The sequence below is a fragment of the Enterobacter kobei genome (genome assembly GCF_001729765.1).
Classification (GTDB): Bacteria; Pseudomonadota; Gammaproteobacteria; order Enterobacterales; family Enterobacteriaceae; genus Enterobacter; species Enterobacter kobei.
Window position 1 is genome coordinate 3405694 of record NZ_CP017181.1, and the last position, 22464, is coordinate 3428157.

At 56.2% G+C, this 22464-nt stretch carries 19 protein-coding genes; 12 read left to right on the forward strand and 7 right to left on the reverse strand.

From position 1 onward, the window contains the following. Positions 1–171: 171 nt before the first annotated feature. Complete coding sequence (bepA, locus tag BFV64_RS16350) at positions 172–1635, forward strand: beta-barrel assembly-enhancing protease (RefSeq protein ID WP_014884770.1); 1464 nt, start codon at positions 172–174, stop codon at positions 1633–1635. Between the two features lie 13 nt (positions 1636–1648). Then, entirely contained in the window at positions 1649–2005 is a 357-nt protein-coding gene (gene arsC, locus BFV64_RS16355; protein WP_023331051.1) for an arsenate reductase (glutaredoxin), read from the forward strand. Here arsC and BFV64_RS16360 read toward each other — a convergent pair. After that, positions 2002–2826 (reverse strand): transcriptional regulator, encoded by an 825-nt coding sequence (locus tag BFV64_RS16360; RefSeq protein WP_014884772.1) that lies wholly within the window; start codon positions 2824–2826, stop codon positions 2002–2004. The genes arsC and BFV64_RS16360 overlap by 4 nt on opposite strands. A gap of 146 nt (positions 2827–2972) precedes the next feature. Here BFV64_RS16360 and celB point away from each other — a divergent pair, with 146 nt between their 5' ends. The 3 genes from celB to BFV64_RS16375 are packed head-to-tail and all read left to right on the forward strand — an operon-like array spanning position 2973 to position 6670. Then, positions 2973–4292 (forward strand): PTS cellobiose transporter subunit IIC, encoded by a 1320-nt coding sequence (gene celB, locus BFV64_RS16365; protein ID WP_069602284.1) that lies wholly within the window; start codon positions 2973–2975, stop codon positions 4290–4292. Between the two features lie 3 nt (positions 4293–4295). Beyond that, the gene (locus tag BFV64_RS16370) at positions 4296–5252 is read left to right on the forward strand and encodes a glycosylasparaginase (RefSeq protein ID WP_014884773.1); all 957 of its coding nucleotides are present in this window, start codon (positions 4296–4298) and stop codon (positions 5250–5252) included. Then, complete coding sequence (locus tag BFV64_RS16375; protein WP_069602285.1) at positions 5252–6670, forward strand: leucyl aminopeptidase family protein; 1419 nt, start codon at positions 5252–5254, stop codon at positions 6668–6670. Before BFV64_RS16370 ends, BFV64_RS16375 begins: the two co-directional genes overlap by 1 nt. 80 nt (positions 6671–6750) lie before the next feature. On the opposite strand, the gene BFV64_RS16380 is transcribed toward BFV64_RS16375, so the two are convergent. From BFV64_RS16380 to BFV64_RS16395, 4 genes are all read right to left on the reverse strand, one after another. Beyond that, positions 6751–7452 carry a DnaA inactivator Hda gene (locus tag BFV64_RS16380; protein ID WP_213014348.1) on the reverse strand — a complete coding sequence of 234 codons (702 nt, stop codon included), beginning with the start codon at positions 7450–7452 and terminating at the stop codon, positions 6751–6753. Between the two features lie 95 nt (positions 7453–7547). After that, positions 7548–8837 carry a uracil permease gene (gene uraA, locus BFV64_RS16385; RefSeq protein ID WP_014884776.1) on the reverse strand — a complete coding sequence of 430 codons (1290 nt, stop codon included), beginning with the start codon at positions 8835–8837 and terminating at the stop codon, positions 7548–7550. Between the two features lie 83 nt (positions 8838–8920). After that, on the reverse strand, positions 8921–9547 hold the full coding sequence (gene upp / locus BFV64_RS16390; protein ID WP_008501641.1) for a uracil phosphoribosyltransferase: 627 nt from the start codon (positions 9545–9547) through the stop codon (positions 8921–8923). 216 nt (positions 9548–9763) lie between these two features. Further along, on the reverse strand, positions 9764–11194 hold the full coding sequence (locus BFV64_RS16395) for a 6-phospho-beta-glucosidase (RefSeq protein ID WP_069602286.1): 1431 nt from the start codon (positions 11192–11194) through the stop codon (positions 9764–9766). Positions 11195–11460: 266 nt separating this feature from the next. Here BFV64_RS16395 and purM point away from each other — a divergent pair, with 266 nt between their 5' ends. The 4 genes from purM to ppx all read left to right on the forward strand — a co-directional run bounded on the left by purM (position 11461) and on the right by ppx (position 16939). After that, the gene (purM, locus tag BFV64_RS16400) at positions 11461–12498 is read left to right on the forward strand and encodes a phosphoribosylformylglycinamidine cyclo-ligase (RefSeq protein WP_069602287.1); all 1038 of its coding nucleotides are present in this window, start codon (positions 11461–11463) and stop codon (positions 12496–12498) included. Then, entirely contained in the window at positions 12495–13136 is a 642-nt protein-coding gene (purN, locus tag BFV64_RS16405) for a phosphoribosylglycinamide formyltransferase (protein WP_014884779.1), read from the forward strand. The genes purM and purN overlap by 4 nt, the downstream gene beginning before the upstream one ends. A gap of 200 nt (positions 13137–13336) precedes the next feature. After that, positions 13337–15397 carry a polyphosphate kinase 1 gene (gene ppk1 / locus BFV64_RS16410; RefSeq protein WP_014884780.1) on the forward strand — a complete coding sequence of 687 codons (2061 nt, stop codon included), beginning with the start codon at positions 13337–13339 and terminating at the stop codon, positions 15395–15397. 3 nt (positions 15398–15400) lie between these two features. Continuing rightward, positions 15401–16939 (forward strand): exopolyphosphatase, encoded by a 1539-nt coding sequence (ppx, locus tag BFV64_RS16415; protein ID WP_014884781.1) that lies wholly within the window; start codon positions 15401–15403, stop codon positions 16937–16939. A gap of 4 nt (positions 16940–16943) precedes the next feature. On the opposite strand, the gene BFV64_RS16420 is transcribed toward ppx, so the two are convergent. Beyond that, positions 16944–19184 (reverse strand): EAL domain-containing protein, encoded by a 2241-nt coding sequence (locus BFV64_RS16420; protein WP_069602288.1) that lies wholly within the window; start codon positions 19182–19184, stop codon positions 16944–16946. A 353-nt stretch (positions 19185–19537) separates the two neighbouring features. Here BFV64_RS16420 and BFV64_RS16425 point away from each other — a divergent pair, with 353 nt between their 5' ends. Continuing rightward, entirely contained in the window at positions 19538–19726 is a 189-nt protein-coding gene (locus tag BFV64_RS16425) for a YfgG family protein (protein ID WP_028014036.1), read from the forward strand. Here BFV64_RS16425 and BFV64_RS16430 read toward each other — a convergent pair. Then, positions 19723–20613: a LysR family transcriptional regulator gene (locus tag BFV64_RS16430; RefSeq protein ID WP_014884784.1), complete on the reverse strand. Its 891-nt coding sequence runs from the start codon at positions 20611–20613 to the stop codon at positions 19723–19725. The genes BFV64_RS16425 and BFV64_RS16430 overlap by 4 nt on opposite strands. Before the next feature lie 95 nt (positions 20614–20708). Here BFV64_RS16430 and BFV64_RS16435 point away from each other — a divergent pair, with 95 nt between their 5' ends. Continuing rightward, positions 20709–21938 (forward strand): MFS transporter, encoded by a 1230-nt coding sequence (locus BFV64_RS16435; protein WP_045135495.1) that lies wholly within the window; start codon positions 20709–20711, stop codon positions 21936–21938. A 49-nt stretch (positions 21939–21987) separates the two neighbouring features. Beyond that, positions 21988–22455 carry a DUF6130 family protein gene (locus BFV64_RS16440; RefSeq protein WP_014884786.1) on the forward strand — a complete coding sequence of 156 codons (468 nt, stop codon included), beginning with the start codon at positions 21988–21990 and terminating at the stop codon, positions 22453–22455. The last annotated feature ends 9 nt before the right edge of the window (positions 22456–22464 follow it).

Sequence of the window (22464 nt, forward strand, 5' to 3'; positions counted from 1 at the left end):
AACTGTCACAAAAAAGACTTTCGCTTTTTGTATCCCTGTCACAATCCGCAAAAGCCTGATGAATGGGATTTTCTTCATGCTGTAACACAGCTACACTCGCAGGGCAGCAGAGATGAACGATATGGCGGTTCATCGGTCAAATTAGCACATCCAACATACAGGACAGTGGTTATGTTCAGGCAGTTGAGAAAAACACTGGTTGCAACACTGATTGCCGCAGTGACGGTCGGTCAGGTGTTGCCCGCTTTCGCTGACTCGTCCGACTCATTGCCGGACATGGGCACCACAGCAGGAAGCACGCTCTCTATCGGGCAAGAGATGCAAATGGGCGATTACTATGTTCGCCAGCTGCGCGGCAGCGCCCCGCTGATTAACGATCCTTTGCTGGTACAGTATATTAACGGGCTGGGGATGCGTCTGGTGGCGCACGCCGACTCGGTCAAAACGCCCTTCCATTTCTATTTAATCAATAACGACGAAATTAACGCCTTCGCCTTCTTTGGCGGGAACGTGGTGCTGCATTCGGCATTATTTCGCTACTCTGACAACGAAAGCCAGCTGGCTTCAGTGATGGCGCACGAAATTTCACACGTCACCCAGCGCCACCTGGCGCGTGCAATGGAAGACCAGAAGCGCAATGCCCCGCTCACCTGGGTGGGCGCGCTGGGTTCTATTCTGCTCGCAATGGCCAGCCCACAGGCGGGGATGGCGGCACTGACCGGTACGCTGGCCGGAACGCGTCAGGGGATGATCAGCTTCACCCAGCAAAACGAACAGGAAGCGGACCGTATCGGCATTCAGGTTTTACAGCGTTCGGGCTTTGACCCGCAGGCCATGCCGAGCTTCCTGGAAAAACTGCTCGATCAGGCACGTTACTCTTCCCGTCCCCCGGAAATTTTACTCACCCACCCGTTACCGGAAAGCCGTTTGTCGGATGCACGTAACCGTGCCAACCAGATGCGCCCGGTCGTCGTGCAGTCGTCTCAGGACTTCTACATGGCGAAAGTGCGAACGCTCGGCATGTACAACTCCGGGCGTAACCAGCTTACCAGCGATCTGCTGGACACCCTGGCGAAAGGCAACGTGCGTGAAAAAAACGCCGCGCAGTATGGCCAGGCATTACAGGCGATGGAAGCCAGCAAATACGACGACGCGCGGAAAGCGCTGCAGCCCCTGCTGGCCGCAGATCCGAATAACCCATGGTATCTCGATCTCTCGACGGATATCGATCTGGGGCAGAAGAAAACCACCGATGCGATTAACCGCCTGAAAGGGGCGAAAGACATACGCACCAACCCGGTGCTACAGCTTAACCTGGCTAACGCTTATCTACAGGGCGGTCAGCCAGCGGAGGCTGTGACCATCCTGAACCGCTATACCTTTAACAATAAAGATGACCAGAACGGCTGGGAATTGCTCGCCCAGGCCCAGGGGCAACTGGGTAACCGCGATCAGGAACTGGCCGCGCGTGCTGAAGGCCTGGCACTGGCGGGTCGCCTCGATCAGGCGATTTCCTTGTTGAGCAGTGCCAGCTCGCAGGTCAAACTCGGCAGCCTGCAACAGGCCCGCTACGACGCGCGTATCGACCAGCTGCGTAGTCTGCAACAACGCTTTAAGCCGTACGAGAAGATGTAACCAAGGAGAAGTCATGACAGACGCGGTAAAAATTTATCATAACCCTCGCTGCTCCAAGAGCCGCGACACGCTCAGCCTGCTGAAGTCTAACGGTATCGACCCTGACGTGGTGTTGTATCTCGACACACCGCCGGACGCGCAGACGCTTCGTCAGCTGCTGCACATGCTGGGAATGGGCAGCGCGCGCGAACTGATGCGCCAGAAAGAGGATCTGTATAAGTCACTGAATCTGGACGACACGTACCTCAGCGAAGACCAGCTGATTCAGGCGATGGTTGACAATCCAAAGCTGATTGAGCGACCGATTGTGGTGGCAAACGGTAAAGCACGCATCGGCCGTCCGCCGGAAGATGTCCTCGAGATCCTCTAGTCCTTACGCCGCAGCGCTTCCAGAAACGCCTGCGGCGTACTTTCTCCCAGTTTTTTCTGCGTTTTACCCCGGTTATAAAACTCGCATAGCGTGATAACGACCTCTCCAGCCGGTTCATCATTCACTCGCGGAATAATATCCCGGAGCGGTAGCGCCACCTGCAGCGCATTGTGCTTGTGTGGATGAGCGTTAACAACAACGTCTTGTGCAGGCAGCGTCGGTTCAAAACCGAAAGTCTCAACAGATTGTATATCAGCGGGGCAGGCCTCCAGCAGCGCGCGCGTCCAGGTAGTGAGCAACTGCGGTGAAAGACCCGCATAGAGCCGGGCATAACACCAGCCGCTCACCGGTTCGCGCGCCCAGAGCAGGTGTTGTTCCCCCCCATCATCCATATGCAGCGACAAAGGCTGATGATACAGCAGCAGCGTATGCGGCCTGATGCCAGCTTTCAGCGCCTTTTTTCCCTGCAACGAAGCCCCTTTTTGTTTCGCGGGTGCCGGTTTGAGATAGCGACTCAGCGTTGCCCGTGAGACGGGGATGCCCAGGATGTCGTTAACTATCTGCAGCAATTCATCTAATGGCGCACCTGATATGTCGCGCAGAGCATTAACCAGTGCAACCTGCTCTTGTCTCAGCGCTTTGTGTATCACTTTTGGCGTAGTGTGGTTATCCGAAACCCGATCGCGGTTGCGCCAGCGCCTGACGGTGGTGACCGAGATCCCCAACTCAACGGCCAGTTCCCGGTCGCTTTTATCAGACTGCTGAAGGTAGCGGCGGATGCGCGGCGTGGTGGTGGCATTGGCGTGCAGTTTGATTTCCATTCCAATCCTCCTGAAACCAATCTTATGAGATTTATATTATGCAAGCGATTGCTTTGTGACCGATTTCACCTTTCGCTCACCGCGCTTCACTGATAATCCACAGACATAACATAAACAACACCCCTCAATCTTGTACGGAGTTCACAATGAACAATGTTCTGGGATTTCTTGAAGCAAAACTGATGCCGCTGGCGGCGAAAACGGCCCAGCAGCGCCATCTCGGGGCCATTCGTGGTGCCTACGTTTCATTCATGCCATTTATCATCGTCGGCTCCATTCTGCTCGTCATCTCGTCGTTCCCGAATCAAACCTATCAGCAGTTTATGTCTCAGGCCTTTGGTGAGAGCTGGAGCGCGATTATCGAAATTCCGTTCAATGCGGTCTTCTCCACCATGTCGCTGTTTATCAGCTTCCTGGTCGCCTTCCGCCTTGCCGAACACTATGGCGAGGACCGTATCTCCTGCGGCATCCTGGCATTGGTCGCATTTTTAATCCTGACGCCGTTTATCAAAGTGGCGGAAAACGGCGGCATTACCGTCATACCGGTAGAGTGGATTGGCAGCAAGGGGCTGTTTGTGGCGATGATTGGTTCGCTGCTGTGGACGGAACTGTTCTGCTGGCTGAAGCGCAAAAATCTGGTCATTAAAATGCCGGACGGCGTGCCGCCTGCGGTGCAGGAGTCCTTCGCGGCGCTTATCCCGGCCCTGCTGGTCATGATACTGGTGCTGGGTATCCGCATCATCTTCGAAAATACCCACTACAACACCATCCATCAGTTCATTTACGAGGTGGTCGCCACGCCGGTACGCCACTACGGCACCTCTTACTTTGGCGCGCTGATGACCGTATTCAGCATCACCATTCTCTGGTCAGTGGGGATTAACTCCGGCTCGATGATCAACGGCATCATTCGTCCGCTGTGGATGGAAAACCAGACCGATAACATCGCCGCCATTCAGGCGGGCACGACGCCGCCGCACATTATTACTGAACAGTTTTTTGACATGATCTGGATGGGGGGGGCGGGCGCCACGCTGTCGCTGGTGATTGCGATGCTGATTTTCGCCCGCAGTAAAAACATGCGCGAAGTGGCGCGCCTCGGCGCTGGGGCGTCGGTGTTTAACATTAACGAGCCGATCCTGTTTGGCCTGCCGGTGATCATGAACCCGATCATGCTTATTCCGTTCAACCTGGTGCCGCTGGTGCTGGTTACCGTGCAGTATGCGGCGATGAAAATTGGCGCGGTCGCCGTCACCACCGGGGTGTTTATCCCCTGGACGCTGCCACCGGTCATCAGCGGTTTTATCATTACCGGGCACCTGAGCGGCAGCGTGATGCAGCTTATCAACCTGCTGATTGGCGCCATGTTGTACCTGCCTTTCATGCGTATCGTGGACAAACAGTACCGTGCTGCGGAGCTGAGCACGGTCACGCAAACTGACACCACCCTTGCAAAACAGGAGTAAAGCATGTGGGGAATTATCGCAACCTGGCGAATGGCGCTTGAAGGCGTAACGGAATCTGCATCTGCCCTGGCGGCGGGAAAACCGGTCTCAGCAGCGGTGGTGGATGCCGTCGCTGCCGTGGAAGACTTCCCGCTGTATAAATCCGTCGGCTATGGCGGGCTGCCTACCGAAAACGGCGAAGTCGAGCTGGATGCGGCGTACATGGACGGCGACACGCTGGCGTTCGGTGCCGTAGGAAATCTGGTGGATATCGCCAATCCGGTGCGCGTGGCGCACGCGCTGAGCCGCCAGCGCTACAACAGCCTGCTGGTCGGCCAGGGCGCACGTGAATGGGCACTGAGCCAGGGCTTTGCCGACAAAACCATGCTCACGGAGCGCGCCATGCAGCACTACCGCAAGCGCTGCCGCGAGACGCTGGATAAAGGCTTAAGCCCGTACGACGGACACGATACCGTCGGCATTATCGGTCTTGATAAGCAGGGTTCCATGAGCGTCGCCACCTCCACCAGCGGCCTGTTTATGAAAAAACGCGGCCGCATTGGGGATTCCCCCATTATCGGCTCCGGCTTTTACTGCGACAGCGAAACCGGTGCCGCTACCGCCACGGGCGTCGGTGAAGATCTGATGAAAGGCTGCACCAGCTACGAAATCGTTCGCCGGATGGCGCAAGGCATGTCGCCGCAGCAGGCCGCAGATTCAGTGGTGTTCGAGCTGGAAGATAAGCTGATGTCGCGCTTTGGTCGCGCGGGCGATCTCTCCGTGGTGTGCATGAATAACAAGGGCGAGTTCGGCGCCGCGACGAATATCAAAACCTTTTCGTTTGTTGTGGCGACGGCTCGACAGCCTCTCACCGTTTATCGCACAGAGCGTCTGCGGGAAAAAACGCATTATCACGCGGTAGACGATGAATGGATGCAGGCCTATGCCGCGCGGATCCGCGCCCCGATTGAGGAGTCATGATGATTACATATCAACTCATTACCGCACTTTCCGACGCAAAGCCGCAAAGCCATTTTATCGCCCGCACCGCCTGTGCGCATTTGCCGCAAACTGCGCTTATCGCGGAAATGCGCGAGTCCAGCGGCATCGCTGACGCCCGCTTTGGCTGCGCCCCTTTTGCCCGGAACACGCTGCTCCCCGATGCGCTCTGGCACGATAGCCTGACAGAAGGATTGCTTACGGCGCTGCGCCCGCTGCTGGCCTCACCCGTGAGTCCCGATGTGATGCTGGACGTGACAAATATCGACGACGTCGTGCTGGCGCAAGTGCTGCGTTTTCTCTTTAATCAGGCGCACCGGCTAAGCGATTTGCAGCTAAAGAAAACCGACGATGACGTCCGTATTGCGCATATCACCGCCCTCTGCCTGCCGGAACAACAGGCGGAGCTGGAGGGTGTTTTCCGCCAGCAGCAGGCTATCGCGCACGGCATGGTCGCGGCACGACGTCTGGCGGATATCCCCTCTGACCGGTGTACGCCGCAGTTTGTGGTAGAAGAGGCACTAAAGCTCTGCGCCCTCTTCCCCGCCCTGCGCTGCGAAGTGCTCAACGAAAAAGAGATTGTTGAGCACGGCCTGGGTCTACTGCACGCCGTGGGCAAAGGGGCGAGCTGCCCGCCACGTCTGCTGGCGATGCATTATGATGGCACTCACGACGGCCCGGTGCGCTGCTATGTGGGAAAAGGCATCACCTTTGATACCGGCGGTCTGTGGCTGAAAGAAGGTGCGGGCATGTACACCATGAAATATGACATGTGTGGGGCGGCTAACGTGCTGGGGCTGATGCTCACCGTGGCAGAGCTGGGATTGCCCGTACGCATCATGGGCGTGCTGGCACTGGCAGAAAATGCCATCGGCCCCAATGCCATGCAGCCCGGCACGGTGGCAACAGCCTGCAACGGCACCACGGTTGAAATCAACAATACCGATGCTGAAGGTCGACTGGTGCTGGCGGATGCTATCGCCTGGGCCAGCCAGCGGCATCCGCAGGCGCGCTATATTATTGATATGGCGACCTTAACCGGTGCAGTCGTGAAGGCGCTGGGGTATGAGCTAAGCGGGCTAATGACGCAGGATGAACCGCTGCGCAGTGCGCTGACGCAGGCAGGGAAACAGAGTGGCGACGAAGTGTGGTCCCTGCCGCTGGATGCGCGGTTGAAAAAGCAGACCGACAGCGCCATCGCCGATCTGTGCAACACGCCAACCAACAATGCGGCGATAAGCGCCTCGGCGGCGTGGTTGCTGCATCACTTCTGCCCGCCAACCATTCCGTGGGCGCATCTGGATATCAGCGGCACGGCGCTGTGGCGTGAAGGGGGACGGAGCGTGGCATCAGGACGGCCGATTCCACTTCTGGTAGAGCATCTGTTGGAGGATCTTTAGCCGGGTGGCGGCTACGCCTTACCCGGCCTACAAAGAGCACCTGTAGGCCCGGTAAGCGCAGCCGCCACCCGGCAAAAAACTCAAAGCTTAAGGATATCTTTCACAAACGGAATGGTCAGCTTGCGCTGGGCGGTAATGGAAGCGCGATCGAGCTGATCGAGCGTATCGAACAGGGTGCGCATTTCCCTGTCCAGGCGCTTGAGCAGGAAACGGCCCACGTCTTCCGGCAGCTCAAAGCCACGCTGCTTTGCGCGCAGCTGTAATGCCTGAAGCTTATCTTCATCCGACAGCGGCTGGAGCTTGTAGATTTGCCCCCAGTCCAGACGTGACGCCAGATCCGGCAACCCAAGATTGAGCTGGCGCGGTGGACGATCGCCAGTGATCAGCAGTCGGGTTTTGCCCGACTCCAAAATGCGGTTATAGAGGTTAAAGATCGCCATTTCCCACGGCTCATCCCCCGCCACGCATTCGATATTATCGATGCAGACCAGGGAGAGATGTTCCATTCCCTCCAGCACGTCAGGCACGAACCAGGTACGTTTATCCAGCGGCACATAGCCTACCGCATCACCGCGCGCCGAAAGCTCCGCGCAGGCGGCATGCAACAGGTGGCTGCGCCCCGCGCCTTCGCGTGACCAGATATAGATGTATCCGCTGTGCTCCTGGCGCAGCACGTTTTGCAGTGCAGCCAGTAAAGAGGGGTTATCACCCGGCCAGAAACTCGCAAAAGTTTCATCGTCAGGGAGATAGAGTGGCAGAGAGAGCTGTGCCGGTCCGTTCAGAAGTACCTCAACCAGATCTTACGTAAAATCGGGACGGAGTTTAACACGGAACCTGCAAGGAGAGAACCGGGCGGATCGTCCACCCGGTTAAAGGATCAATGTGGCGCTTTTTCGCTTTCGTCAGCGTCCAGTACCACCTCTTCCGGGCGGATCACCGAGATCAGCTTGAAAATCAGGCTCAGGCCCACGCCGACGATGGTCGCCAGCGCCATGCCTTTCAGCTCGGCCGCACCGATGTGCACCTTCGCACCGCTCACGCCGATAATCAGAATGACCGAGGTGAGGATCAGGTTCTGCGCTTTGCTGTAATCCACTTTCGATTCAATCAGCACGCGAATCCCGGAGGCACCGATTACCCCATACAGCAGCAGCGAGACGCCGCCCATGACCGGCACCGGGATAATCTGAATCGCTGCCGCCAGCTTACCCACGCAGGAGAGCAGAATGGCAATAATCGCCGCGCCGCCAATAACCCAGGTGCTGTAGACGCGGGTGATTGCCATCACGCCGATGTTCTCACCGTACGTGGTGTTTGGCGTGGATCCGAAGAAACCGGAGATGATGGTGGAGAAACCGTTCGCAAACATGGAGCGGTGCAGACCCGGGTCGCGGATTAAATCACGCTTAACGATGTTCGCCGTTACCACCAGGTGGCCGACGTGCTCCGCAATCACGACCAGTGCGGCGGGCAGAATGGTGAAGATAGCAAACCACTCGAAGCGCGGGGTGTAGAAGGTTGGCAGCGCGAACCAGTGCGCCTCGGCAATCGGTGTGGTATCCACCACGCCCATCACGAAGGAGAGCGCATAGCCCGCCAGCACGCCGATCAGGATCGGGATAATCGCCATAAAGCCGCGGAACAGCACGGAGCCAAACACCGTCACGCCCAGCGTCACCATCGAGATAATGATGGTTTTAGAATCCGGCGATTGCCCGTCCGCAGGCAGCAGACCGGCCATATTCGCCGCCACGCCCGCCAGTTCGAGACCGATGACGGCAACGATTGCGCCCATCGCCGCAGGGGGGAACATCACGTCCAGCCAGCCGGTACCGGCTTTCTTCACAATGAAGGAGACCAGGCAGAACAGTACGCCACACATGATAAAGCCGCCCAGCGCCACTTCATAACCCAGCGGCAGCAGCAATAGCACCGGAGAGATAAAGGCGAAGCTCGACCCGAGATACGCCGGGATTTTGCCTTTACAGATAAAGAGGTACAGCAGCGTACCGATGCCGTTGAACAGCAGCACGGTAGCCGGGTTAATGTGAAACAGGATTGGCACCAGCACGGTTGCGCCAAACATGGCGAACAGGTGCTGCAAACTAAGCGGGATAGTCTGTAAAAGCGGCGGTCTTTCACTCACCCCGATAGCACGGCGCGTCATAGTGTTTTCCTCTGAGTTTTGTTGTTGGTGTTTTATTCAAAAAAAAGCCGACTATCAAAGTCGGCTTTTTTATCGTTATTCGATTATTTCGTACCAAAGATCTTATCGCCGGCATCGCCGAGCCCCGGGATGATGTATCCGTGCTCGTTAAGACCCTGGTCGATAGAGGCGGTGTACAGCTCAACGTCCGGGTGCGCTTTTTCCAGCGCCGCGATCCCTTCCGGTGCCGCAACGAGTACCAGCACCTTAATGCTGCTGCAGCCCGCTTTTTTCAGCAGGTCGATGGTGGCGATCATTGAACCGCCGGTCGCCAGCATAGGGTCAACCACCAGCGCCATACGTTCGTCGATGTTGGACACCAGCTTCTGGAAGTAAGGAACCGGCTCCAGCGTCTCTTCATTACGGTAGATACCGACCACGCTGATGCGCGCGCTTGGTACGTGCTCCAGCACGCCTTCCATCATACCCAGACCGGCACGCAGGATAGGCACGACGGTAATTTTCTTCCCTTTGATCTGCTCAACCTGCACCGGGCCGTTCCAGCCTTCGATGGTGACTTTTTCCGTTTCCAGATCAGAGGTTGCTTCGTAGGTCAGCAGGCTGCCCACTTCAGAAGCCAGTTCGCGAAAACGCTTCGTGCTGATGTCATGCTCACGCATCAGGCCCAACTTGTGTTTAACGAGTGGGTGTTTCACTTCCACAATCTTCATTCTCTTTCTCCTCTGAGGTGGCATCCGCAAAAAAATCGCGGGATTATACCGCTTTTTTCGGATTGCGCCATACCCATCTTGCTTGACATATGTCAATCAAAGACAAAAAAGCCGGAGGCAAGGCTCCGGCTTGGGTGCGGGGTGCTGCCGGGTGGCGCTAACGCTTACCCGGCCTACAAATCCCATAGGCCCGGTAAGCGCAGCGCCACCGGGCAATTATAGCTGCTCGCCGTTGCTCGCAATCACCTGCTTATACCAGTCGAAGGACTTTTTCTTGCTGCGGTTCAGCGTGCCGTTCCCTTCATTGTCTTTATCTACAAAGATAAAGCCGTAGCGTTTTTTCATTTCACCGGTGCCGGCAGACACAAGGTCGATACAGCCCCACGGGGTGTAGCCCATCAGGTCTACGCCATCTTCCACCACCGCTTTTTTCATCTCGCGAATGTGCGCAGAAAGGTAATCAATGCGGTACCGATCGTTTATCGTGCCGTCACTCTCCTGCACGTCAATCGCGCCAAAGCCGTTTTCAACAATGAACAGCGGCAACTGGTAGTGATCCCAGAACCAGTTCAGGGAGTAGCGCAGCCCAACCGGGTCAATCTGCCAGCCCCAGTCGGATTTCTGCACATACGGGTTAGAGACCAGGCTCTTGCTCTCGTCGTAATCAAGCTGCGGGTTGTCCGCCGTCGCCTTGGTGGCAAAGGACATGTAATAGCTGAAGCCGATATAATCAACGCAACCCTGGCGCAGCGCTGCTTTATCCTCATCGGTAATATCCAGCGCGAACCCGCGACGTTCAAAGTAGTTGAGCAGATGCTGCGGGTACTTACCGCGGACGTGCACGTCGGTAAACCAGTAGCGACGGTGCATCGCATTCATCGCCATCATCATATCGTCCGGCGCGCAGGTCAGCGGATAGATAGGACACATAGCAATCATACAGCCGATCTGCAGCGACGGATTAATTTCGCGTCCCGCCTTCACCGCCAGGGCGCTGGCCACCAGCTCGTAGTGCGCGGCCTGGAACATGACCGGCTCACGGTCTTCACCCGGCGCATACTTCAACCCGGAGTTGGTGAACGGCGCAAAATCTTCGTGGAAGTTAGCCTGGTTGTTGATCTCATTGAAGGTCATCCAGTACTTCACTTTATGCTGATAGCGCTGGAAGACCACTTTTGCAAAACGAACGAAAAAGTCGATCAGCTTACGGTTGCGCCAGCCGCCGTATTCCGTCACCAGGTGGAAAGGCATCTCGAAGTGAGAAAGCGTAATAACCGGTTCGATGCCGTACTTCAGGCATTCGTCGAACAGATCGTCATAGAATTTCAGGCCAGCCTCATTAGGCTCCCGCTCGTCGCCTTTCGGAAAGATACGCGTCCAGGCGATGGAGGTACGGAAACATTTGAACCCCATCTCGGCAAAGAGTCTGATGTCTTCTTTATAACGATGGTAGAAATCAATGGCTTCATGGTTAGGGTAATTCTTCCCTTCCAGCACGCCGTTGGTGATTTCACGCGGTACGCCATGCGCACCCGCCGTCATGACGTCGGCAACGCTTACGCCCTTGCCGCCCTCTTTCCAGCCGCCTTCCAGCTGATGCGCCGCAACGGCACCACCCCACAGAAAATCTGCTTTAAATCCTGACATTCGCTTTCCCTCATTCTGCGTTATTTTCTGCAAAAACAATTACAGAAACCGGTTTCAGTTCGATGATGTGCAAAGGGGTTATCCGTTGCAAGCAGATCGCCGAAACCGGTTTCATTTTCGTGAACAGAGTCAAGTTTGTTGCCCCGCAATGGCCAGAGAGAAAAAAAGATCCCTACACCGAGAATAGGCTCGCAAACGTTTGCCTGGACTGTTAGAATTGCGCCGATTTTTCTTACTAGCTATGCAATCGCGTGGGGACTTGAGCCGTGACCAACAAAACTTCTCTCAGCTACAAAGATGCCGGTGTTGATATTGACGCAGGTAATGCGCTGGTTGACCGAATCAAAGGTGTGGTGAAAAAAACCCGCCGCCCGGAAGTGATGGGTGGTCTGGGTGGATTCGGCGCACTGTGCGCGCTGCCGCAAAAATATCGTGAACCTGTTCTGGTCTCGGGAACTGACGGCGTAGGCACCAAACTGCGCCTGGCGATGGATTTAAAACGTCACGACACGGTCGGTATCGATCTGGTTGCGATGTGCGTGAATGACCTGGTGGTTCAGGGTGCAGAACCCCTGTTCTTCCTCGATTACTACGCGACCGGCAAACTGGATGTGGATACCGCAGCCAGCGTCATTAACGGTATCGCCGAAGGCTGTCTGCAGTCCGGCTGCGCGCTGGTGGGCGGTGAAACCGCGGAAATGCCTGGCATGTATCACGGCGAAGATTATGACGTCGCAGGCTTCTGCGTCGGTGTAGTAGAAAAATCAGAAATTATCGACGGCAGCAAAGTGGCTGATGGTGATGTGCTGATTGCGCTGGCTTCCAGCGGCCCACACTCCAACGGCTACTCTCTGGTGCGTAAAATTCTCGAAGTCAGCGGTTGCGACCCACAAACCACTGAGCTTGAAGGTAAACCGCTGGCTGACCATCTGCTGGCCCCGACCCGCATCTACGTGAAAAACGTACTGGAGCTTATCGAGAACGTTGACGTTCACGCCATTGCCCACCTGACCGGCGGCGGCTTCTGGGAAAACATTCCGCGCGTCCTGCCGGATAACACCCAGGCGGTGATCGACGAATCCTCATGGCAGTGGCCGGCAGTCTTTAACTGGCTGCAGACCGCAGGCAACGTGAGTTCTCACGAAATGTACCGCACCTTTAACTGCGGCGTGGGCATGGTTATCGCCCTGCCAGCAAGCGAAGCCGATAAAGCGGTTAAGCTGTTGACCGAGAAAGGTGAAAACGCGTGGAAAATCGGTACGATTAAAGCCTCCGATTCCGAAGAGCGTGTGGTCATTGAATGAAAAACATCGTGGTGCTCATTTCCGGCAACGGAAGTAATTTGCAGGCCATCATAGACGCCTGTAAACAGAAGAAAATTAACGGCACCATTCGGGCAGTATTCAGCAACAAGGCCGACGCGTTCGGCCTTGAGCGCGCGCGGCAAGAGAGCATTCCCGCGCACGCGCTGGAAGCCAGCCAGTTCGCCGGGCGTGAAGCCTTCGACCGCGAACTGGTTAACGAGATTGATGCCTATGCACCGGACGTGGTCGTACTGGCGGGCTATATGCGTATTCTGAGCCCGGCGTTTGTCGAACACTTCGCCGGGCGACTTCTGAATATCCACCCTTCCCTGCTGCCAAAATATCCCGGCCTGCACACACACCGTCAGGTGCTGGAAAATGGCGATGAGGAGCACGGTACCTCTGTGCATTTCGTCACTGACGAACTGGACGGTGGCCCGGTGATCCTGCAGGCGAAAGTCCCGGTCTTTGATGGCGACAACGAAGACGACGTGACCGAGCGCGTGCAAACTCAGGAACACGCCATCTACCCGCTGGTGGTCAGCTGGTTTGTTGACGGGCGTCTTGAAATGCGCGACGGTGCAGCCTGGCTGGACGGCGTTAAGCTTCCGCCTCAGGGTTATGCGGCCGAAGAGTAGTTTGTTATGTCGGGTGGCGCTACGCTTACCCGACTTATTGCATTACCCGATATTGCCTCCCCCAACTCTCTAAAATCCCCAACAAAAAAAATAACTGTCATACTTTTCTGGCACTGTTGGACATATCGTGGAAATGCTCGCCATAATAAGGACGAGACGGATTTACCACGTCCTGTGATTGAACTGGAGTGTGAGCTGTAATGGGTCAGGAAAAGTTATATATCGAGAAAGAGCTAAGCTGGTTAGCATTTAACGAACGTGTACTCCAGGAAGCGGCCGACAAAAGTAACCCGCTGATCGAACGCATGCGTTTTTTGGGCATTTATTCCAACAACCTGGATGAGTTCTACAAGGTTCGCTTTGCCGAGCTGAAAAGACGGATCATCATCAGCGAAGAACAGGGCTTAAATTCTCACTCGCGTCATCTGCTGGGTAAAATCCAGTCCCGCGTGTTGAAAGCCGATCAGGAGTTTGACGGCCTGTATAACGAACTGCTGCTGGAGATGGCACGCAATCAAATCTTCCTGATTAACGAACGTCAGCTTTCCGTTAACCAACAAAACTGGCTGCGCCACTACTTCAAACATTATCTCCGCCAGCACATTACCCCGATTCTGATTAACCGCGAAACCGACCTGGTGCAGTTCCTGAAGGATGACTACACCTATCTGGCCGTGGAAATTATTCGCGGTGAGTCCATCAGCTACGCGCTGCTGGAGATCCCGTCTGACAAGGTGCCGCGCTTTGTGAATCTGCCGCCGGAAACCCCGCGCAGACGCAAGCCAATGATCCTGCTGGATAACATCCTGCGTTACTGTCTGGACGACATCTTCAAAGGCTTCTTCGACTACGATGCGCTAAACGCCTACTCGATGAAGATGACCCGTGACGCCGAATACGACCTGGTCCACGAGATGGAAGCCAGCCTGATGGAGCTGATGTCCTCCAGCCTGAAACAGCGCCTGACGGCCGAGCCGGTCCGCTTTGTTTACCAGCGCGATATGCCGGACGCCATGGTGGAGATGCTGCGCGAGAAACTGACCATTTCGCGCTATGACTCCATCGTACCCGGTGGCCGTTACCACAACTTTAAAGACTTTATTGGCTTCCCGAACGTTGGCAAAGCCAACCTGGTGAACAAGCCGCTGCCGCGCCTGCGCCATCTCTGGTTTGATAAATTCCGCAACGGGTTTGACGCCATTCGCGAACGTGACGTCCTGCTCTACTATCCGTACCACACGTTTGAACACGTGCTTGAACTGCTGCGTCAGGCCTCTTTCGACCCGAGCGTGCTGGCGATCAAAATCAACATCTACCGCGTGGCAAAAGATTCCCGCATCATCGACGCGATGATCCATGCGGCGCACAACGGCAAAAAAGTGACCGTGGTCGTGGAGCTGCAGGCACGTTTCGATGAAGAAGCCAACATTCACTGGGCGCGCCGTCTGACGGAAGCGGGTGTGCACGTCATCTTCTCCGCACCAGGGCTGAAAATTCACGCCAAGCTGTTCCTGATCTCCCGTAAAGAGGGCGAAGACGTGGTGCGTTATGCCCACATCGGAACCGGGAACTTCAACGAAAAAACGGCGCGGATTTACACCGACTACTCGCTGCTCACCGCCGACGCCCGCATCACTAACGAAGTGCGCCGTGTATTTAACTTTATTGAGAACCCGTACCGCCCGGTGAGCTTTGACTATCTGCTGGTCTCGCCGCAGAACTCGCGCCGCCTGCTGTACGATATGATCGATAAAGAGATCGCCAATGCCCAGAAAGGTTTGTCATCTGGCATCACGCTGAAGCTTAACAACCTGGTCGATAAAGGTCTGGTGGACCGTCTGTATGCGGCGTCCAGCTCCGGCGTGCCGGTTAACCTGCTGATCCGCGGCATGTGCTCGCTGATCCCGGAACTGGAAGGCATCAGCGACAATATTCGCGTTATCAGCATTGTTGATCGCTACCTGGAACACGATCGGGTCTATATTTTCGATAATGCGGGTGATAAACAGGTCTATCTCTCTTCGGCAGACTGGATGACGCGCAATATTGACTATCGAATTGAAGTCGCGACCCCGCTGCTGGATCCGCGTCTGAAACAGCGTATCCTCGACATTATCGAGATCCTGTTCAGCGATACGGTGAAAGCGCGCTATATCGACAAAGAACTCAGTAACCGCTATGTACCGCGCGGCAATCGTCGTAAAGTGCGGTCGCAACTGGCGATTTACGACTATATCAAATCACTCGAGCAACCCGATTAACCTATGCCGATAAATGATAAGACCCCACGCCCGCAGGAATTCGCCGCGGTCGATCTTGGCTCTAACAGTTTCCACATGGTCATCGCCCGTGAGGTGGATGGCGCGCTGCAGATCATCGGTCGTCTGAAGCAGCGCGTACACCTGGCGGATGGTCTTGATGAACGCAGCATGCTGAGCGAAGAGGCGATGGAGCGCGGCTTAAACTGCCTGTCCCTGTTTGCTGAGCGCCTGCAGGGCTTCTCGCCTTCCAGCGTTTGCATTGTGGGGACCCACACGCTGCGCCAGGCGCTGAACGCCCCGGAGTTCCTCAAGCGAGCCGAAAAAGTGATCCCCTACCCGATTGAGATCATCTCCGGTAACGAGGAAGCGCGTCTGATTTTCATGGGTGTTGAGCACACCCAGCCGGAAAAAGGGCGCAAGCTGGTTATCGACATTGGCGGGGGTTCTACGGAACTGGTGATCGGCGAAGACTTTGAGCCGCGTCTGGTGGAAAGCCGCCGTATGGGCTGCGTCAGCTTCGCGCAGATGTATTTCCCGGGCGGCGCCATCACCCGTGAAAACTTCCAGCGGGCGCGTATGGCCGCGGTCCAGAAGCTGGAAAATCTGGCCTGGCAGTACCGTATTCAGGGCTGGAACGTGGCGCTGGGCGCGTCGGGTACCATCAAGGCGGCGCATGAAGTCCTGCTGGCAATGGGTGAAAAAGACGGGTTTATCACGCCTGAACGCCTGACCCTGCTGACCGAAGAAGTGCTGAAGCATAAAAGTTTTGACGCCCTAAGCCTGCCGGGTCTTTCTGACGAACGTAAGGCGGTATTTGTACCGGGTCTGGCTATCCTCTGCGGCGTGTTTGATGCGCTTGCCATTAAGGAGCTGCGTCTCTCCGACGGTGCGCTGCGTGAAGGCGTGCTGTATGAGATGGAAGGTCGCTTCCGCCATCAGGACATTCGCAGCCGCACCGCGCAAAGCCTGGCCAACCAGTACAACATCGACCGCGAGCAGGCGAAGCGCGTGCTGGAAACAACGGTCCAGATGTACGAACAGTGGGAAGAACAGAATCCTAAGCTCGCGCACCCGCAGCTTGCCGCCCTGCTGAAATGGGCCGCGATGCTGCACGAGGTGGGGCTGAACATTAATCACAGCGGAATGCACCGCCATTCGGCCTATATTCTGCAAAACAGCGATCTGCCTGGCTTTAACCAGGAGCAGCAAACCATGATGGCGACGCTGGTGCGTTATCACCGCAAGGCCATCAAGCTCGACGATCTGCCGCGCTTCACGCTGTTCAAGAAGAAGCAGTTCCTGCCGCTCATCCAGCTGCTGCGTCTGGGCGTGCTCCTCAATAACCAGCGTCAGGCCACCACGACGCCGCCGACGCTGAAGCTGACAACCGACGATCACCACTGGACGCTGAGCTTCCCGCACGACTGGTTCAGCCAGAACGCGCTGGTCCTGCTGGATCTGGAAAAAGAGCAGCAGTACTGGGAAGCGGTCACCGGCTGGATGCTCAAAATCAAGGAAGAGAGCGCCGACGTCGCCGCATGATGACTCAGGCGTCCGCGGTGGACGCCTCAGTTTCCGCCAGTGACTCAAGCGCAACCGGCTTGCCAATCAGATAACCCTGCACATAATCGATGCCTAGCGCGTGAACCGCGCTACGTATCTCTTCGGTCTCGACATACTCCGCCACCACCAGCATCTTCTTCATGCGTGCCAGATGGCAGATAGACGCCACAATCTGATAGTCCAGACTGTTGTTGACGATATTACGGATGAAGCTGCCGTCAATCTTGAGAATGTCGGCATCCACGCTTTTCAGCCGCGCATAGCTCGCATAACCGGTACCGAAATCATCAATCGCAATGCGTACCCCCATTTTCTGCAACTGCCTGAGGATGTGTAGCGCCTGTTCCGCGTTGCAGAAGGTGCTGCACTCCGTCACTTCAAAGATCAGCTGCCACGGCTCGATGGCATAGTGGGTCAGCAGACGACTCACCTCGAGCGGGAACTGCACCCGACACACCGTTGAAGGGGCCAGATTAATGGCAAAGCGCTGGCCGGGCAGTTTCTCGCGGTGCGCTGCAAGGAAGCGCAGCGTGTGGTCCAGTACCCACAAATCCACCCGCGAAGAGAGTCCAAACTCCTGGGCAACGGGCAGGAATTGTTCAGGCGAGATTAACAGCCCGTTTGCATCGGTCATGCGCAGCAGCACTTCGTGATAGCTGTCCCCCCGCAGGCCGCGCACGGGCTGAACCAGCAGCGTGAATTCGTTGTTATCCAGCGCACGCTGCAGGCGACTCATCACCGCGACTTTATCCTTCAGGCTACGCTGCAGGTGGACGGCACCACGTTGCTGAAGGTTTTCCGGGTGGTTAGAGGAGAGCGACAGGTCAGCCACTACCCCCAGCTCGCCCAGCACCAGATAGAGGTGGTTGACGGGCGAACGTACATAGCAGTAGCTCACGCCCACCTCCGGCTGCAACGGTATGCCATCCCAGATAAAGCGGAACTGTTTGATATGTTCGTCCAGAGTTTCAATCCGCTGCTGGTGCGATTCCGCGTTAAGGCGAATCGCCAGGTCACAGCCCGTGAGGTGATAAACCTTTTCGTTGGACTGGAGCCTGGCATTAATCCATTGTGCCAGCCGCTGTTTGTACTGAATGCGCAGCAACACGCCATAGTTACGCCCCAGAATCTCCAGCTCAGGAATACGCACTAAACAGAGCGCCGACCACGGGTTTTTCGCCAGATCGCGCGACAGCGCCCGCAGGTTAGGCATATGCATAACCGGGTCGAGTAACGCCAGCCTGCGGGCACGCTTGTTCACCGCGCGCTGCCGGGTCGCCAGCATCGACATGTAAATCACCACGAACGAAAAGACCAGGTAACTGGAAGAGGTGATCGCCAGCTGAATGTCGTATCCCTGGTTCATTGGGATATAGCGGTAAAAATAGTGGATAGACACCAGCAGTATCGGCGTCCAGATAAGCGAAATCAGCTTATAGCCAAAGCGCATCGCCCCCCAGAGCATCACCGGCATCAGCAACGACAGGGTATAGTTGGTGGTGAAAATGGAACTGTTTTCATTCATCGGGAGCAGCAGCAGCGAAATCAGCCCGCCGAGCGCAACAGCCCAAATCAGAAACTCAGCGGGCGTCACTTTTGCGTCTATCTGGCTACGGATCTGCGAGATGAGACTGTTGAGATAACGCGGATGGCGAATCAGGCGGATCAGCAGATAACTTAGCGGCACGCCCGTCAGCCCGCTGACCAGCAGGGCCTGATAGTTAATCAGCGTGCGAATATTAAAAGGGTTCAGCCCCGCCAGGCTCTGACGACTCTCATATATGCCGAGATACACCGCAAACTGGAACAGCACCAGAAACAGCGTCGCAGGGCAGAAGGCCTGCCAGAACATACGCTGCGCCATCAGCCGCACGTCGCCATAGGCCGTCATATTTCGTCTGGGCGCAAAAACCCGATAGCCGCCCCAGCTGAGCACTAACGGGACGATAAAATGGAACACACCGGCGACGGTTTCGAACAGCCCGACCGACGGGTAATAGCGAATAAACAGCGCCAGTACAATACCGGGCAGAGCTTCCAGACCAAAAAACATCATCAGCGAAAGCAAAAAAGAGAGCGGTAAATAATAGAGCGCCGCAATTCCGTCGCCCAGCTGCGTGAACGTATTCGCCACGCTCAGCACGGGCAGTAACCCCACCGGCAAAATAAGCGGCAATGCCCACCAGCGGTTTTTATTGTTTTTAAGAAAAGCGAAAATGTTCATAGATGCCCGGTTAAACCCCTTTTACTCCAGAGGGAAAATAAAGACAGGCATCCAACCTGACCTGACGCCGCCCCGGTGATGTGCAGGGCGAACAATGTGGAGGAGGGATTTTAAATACCAGAGCCGGGAATCCGTTGACTTAAATCAAACTATTTTATGCAAATAAGCCTTACATGCGTTTTTTTTGAAATAATTTTCCTCATATTATCAATATGGTAAATGCAACAATCAATTTCAATAACAATAATTAATGTAAACACTGACGGTTATTTACACATTGCGGAATTGACCCTGTCTTTCCGCTGTGCCTTAATATCCCCATCGCCCAAAAGGGCATGCCCAGGAAAAAGAGAGTGAGTCAGGCCACGCGTATGCGCAAACGACACCGTTTTAACACCCGAATGACCCGCATCATACTGCTCATCAGCTTTCTGTTTTTCTTTGGCCGCTTCGTTTACTCTTCCATTGGCGCCTGGTATCACCATCAGGACAAGATCCAGTCGCAGCAGTCCAGCCTGAACGTCGACGCCGCTGACCGCTAGCCCGCCGGATGGTTTTGCACCAGCCGAATAATTCCTGCTATCCCTTTGCTAAGGATCTTATCCTGCCGCATTACGATAGCCAGCTGTCGCTGCAGCATGGGCGTCAGCGACATCACGCACAGCCCTTCACGGTCAGCCTCATGCGCTACCGCCATTCCTGGAACGATACTGTAGCCCAGCCCCACGCGAACCATACGCTTAATCGCCTCAATGCTGCCAAGCTGCATCACTGGTGCGATCGTTAATCCGCTGGCAGCAAACCAGCCATCAATGAGCGTCCGGGTACTGCTGCCTGACTCAAAGGCGATCAGCGACTGAGCATGGAGCACCTCCGGGGTTAAGTGCCTGAAAGCGTCCTGCTGCGCCTGCGAAGCAATAAAGACAAACTCCTCGTCCATCACCGGCATGACGTCCAGCGCTTTACCGCTGACCGGCAGCGTCACCAGCCCCATATCGAGACGGTTCTCTTCGATAGCCCGGACGATGTCGAGCGTGTTGCCCGTGGTTACGCCCACCCGCAGGAGCGGATAGTCGCGGCGCAGTTGCTCCAGTAACGGCGGCAAAAGATGGATACAGGCCGTCGCCCCCGTGCCAAGCGTAATGGTCCCGCTAACATCGTGTCTGAACGCACCCACGGACTGGAGGGTTTCATCCACCACCTGCTGAATGCGTTCCCCGTGGGCCAGCAGGGCCTCTCCGGCGGCCGTCGCCTTAATGCCTCGCCCGGTACGTTCCACCAGGCGCGTTTGCAAAAACTGCTCCAGCTGACGTACCTGCATGCTGACAGCGGGCTGGGAAATGCCCATCAGATCCGCCGCAGCGGAAAAACTGCCGCGCTGGATCACCAGCCGGAACGTCGCGAGATAGCCCAGATTAAGCGTCGTCATTCAAAGTTTCTCTTATACTGCGCATAAGGTTGCAGATCTGTTTGCACAATACCTCGCTCGCTATGCTGGGGACAACTGCATAACGGAATGAAACAATGGAAACTCCTGCCCTGCCTCGTCGACTCGCCCTCACTGCCGGATGTCATCAACTCATCAACTGGGGGATCTCGTTTTATATGCCCGGTACCTTCGCGCTGGCGATATCAGCCGATCGGGGGTGGTCATCACCACAGATTTACCTCGGCCTGACGCTGGCAATGCTGGTGATGGCGGCGGCTTCCCCTTTCGTCGCCCACCTGCTGGCACGCTTTGGCGGCCAGAGGGTGGTGATGAGTGGCACGTTGCTGATCGCCGCAGGCTGCGCGGGTATGGCATATACCCAGACGTTATTTGGTTGGTATTGCGTCTGGCTGATCACCGGCATCGGGATGCGCCTGTCGCTGTACGATGCGCTGTTCGCCGCGCTGGTGAACCTCTACGGTCAGCAGGCGCGAAGAACAATCTCACGCGTCACGCTGGCGGGCGGGCTGGCATCCGCCGTCTTCTGGCCGCTGGGTGATGGCCTGCTCCACCTTATGAGCTGGCAAGAGGCGCTAAGGGTTTATGCCCTCTTTGGCCTGCTGAGCGCGGCGCTGATCCGCTCGCTTCCCCGGCAGCGGCTAACGGTGACGACAAAGGTCACCGCGCCACCTCTGCGCAACGAACGACGAAACGGCTGGCTTTATGCAGCCTTCATCGCCCTTTTCACCTTTGTCTCCAGCGGTACGTCTACCCATCTGCCGGAGTTTATCGCCAGCTTTGGCCTGCCGGTCACGATCGGCATTCTGTGGGGGATAGGCCAGACGGGGGCTCGCTCGCTGGAGGTGCTGGCGGGTGCCCGCTTAACGCCGTTCAAACTGACCCTTTTTACCACCCTTGCCATGCCGGTCTGCTTTCTGATTGGACTAAGCAGCACCCGGTTTGCCTGGTGTGCCGCCGGGTTTGTGCTGGGTTTTGGTGCCATCAACGGGCTAATGACGATAGTCAAAGCGAACCTGCCGCTGGAGCTGTTTAGCGTGGAGAGCTATGCCCGCCGCACCGGTATGCTGCTTATTCCTGGCCAGCTCACAGCAGCGGCTTCACCGTTTGCCTGTGCATGGTTAAACAAAACGCTGGGGATCGCCGGAACAATGTGGGTATCAACGGGACTGACGCTGGTGATTGCCGGGCTGGCGATAGCGATTGTGCGCCGTCCCGGCAGGCAAACTGTAACGCACTGTATCCAGCGCACCACGCAGACAAACGGGTACAAAACACCGCCTCAGGCAAATATCACCGATACATAAAAATGGTTTTCTTTCCCTGTCGTCATTCATAACCGGAGGAGAGAGACCGATGATTCGTCGATATGTACTTTTACCCGTACTCGCCCTGGCATCTGTAGCGCATGTCCAGGCCACACCGCTGGGCAACCTCAGCGCCGCCGATGTTAATGGCCCAGCCGCCGTTGCGCCGTTGGCACAGCCGCAGCCGCCCGCAAAGCTGATAGTCGATCCACCGCTTGCCGGGCCGCTAAGCAAAGGCGCGGTGTTTATTCAGTACCGGGCCGAAAACCTGCGCATTGAACCTGTATTTGGGCCCGACGCGCTGAAAGTCACACCTCGCATCGGCCACATCCACGTCGTGGTAGATGACGCGCCGTGGCACTGGGCTGACGCCAGCGGAGAGCCGGTGATTCTGGTGGGTCTGCCCGCCGGTAAGCACAAGGTGACAATTATTCTGGCCGATCCGACGCATAAGCCCCTCGATCACAAAACCATCGAATTCACCGTGCCGCCCCACGCGGCGATCCACCATTTTTAAGGAGTCTGA

What these genes read in the sequence shown, in the direction of transcription:
- BFV64_RS16395 (WP_069602286.1), bottom strand. Translation starts at nt 11,194, where the DNA reads ATGTCAGGATTTAAAGCAGATTTTCTGTGGGGTGGTGCCGTTGCGGCG.
- ppk1 (WP_014884780.1), top strand. Translation starts at nt 13,337, where the DNA reads ATGGGTCAGGAAAAGTTATATATCGAGAAAGAGCTAAGCTGGTTAGCA.
- BFV64_RS16370 (WP_014884773.1), top strand. Translation starts at nt 4,296, where the DNA reads ATGTGGGGAATTATCGCAACCTGGCGAATGGCGCTTGAAGGCGTAACG.
- BFV64_RS16375 (WP_069602285.1), top strand. Translation starts at nt 5,252, where the DNA reads ATGATTACATATCAACTCATTACCGCACTTTCCGACGCAAAGCCGCAA.
- bepA (WP_014884770.1), top strand. Translation starts at nt 172, where the DNA reads ATGTTCAGGCAGTTGAGAAAAACACTGGTTGCAACACTGATTGCCGCA.
- BFV64_RS16440 (WP_014884786.1), top strand. Translation starts at nt 21,988, where the DNA reads ATGATTCGTCGATATGTACTTTTACCCGTACTCGCCCTGGCATCTGTA.
- upp (WP_008501641.1), bottom strand. Translation starts at nt 9,547, where the DNA reads ATGAAGATTGTGGAAGTGAAACACCCACTCGTTAAACACAAGTTGGGC.
- purN (WP_014884779.1), top strand. Translation starts at nt 12,495, where the DNA reads ATGAAAAACATCGTGGTGCTCATTTCCGGCAACGGAAGTAATTTGCAG.
- BFV64_RS16420 (WP_069602288.1), bottom strand. Translation starts at nt 19,184, where the DNA reads ATGAACATTTTCGCTTTTCTTAAAAACAATAAAAACCGCTGGTGGGCA.
- uraA (WP_014884776.1), bottom strand. Translation starts at nt 8,837, where the DNA reads ATGACGCGCCGTGCTATCGGGGTGAGTGAAAGACCGCCGCTTTTACAG.
- ppx (WP_014884781.1), top strand. Translation starts at nt 15,401, where the DNA reads ATGCCGATAAATGATAAGACCCCACGCCCGCAGGAATTCGCCGCGGTC.
- arsC (WP_023331051.1), top strand. Translation starts at nt 1,649, where the DNA reads ATGACAGACGCGGTAAAAATTTATCATAACCCTCGCTGCTCCAAGAGC.
- BFV64_RS16435 (WP_045135495.1), top strand. Translation starts at nt 20,709, where the DNA reads ATGGAAACTCCTGCCCTGCCTCGTCGACTCGCCCTCACTGCCGGATGT.
- BFV64_RS16430 (WP_014884784.1), bottom strand. Translation starts at nt 20,613, where the DNA reads ATGACGACGCTTAATCTGGGCTATCTCGCGACGTTCCGGCTGGTGATC.
- celB (WP_069602284.1), top strand. Translation starts at nt 2,973, where the DNA reads ATGAACAATGTTCTGGGATTTCTTGAAGCAAAACTGATGCCGCTGGCG.
- BFV64_RS16360 (WP_014884772.1), bottom strand. Translation starts at nt 2,826, where the DNA reads ATGGAAATCAAACTGCACGCCAATGCCACCACCACGCCGCGCATCCGC.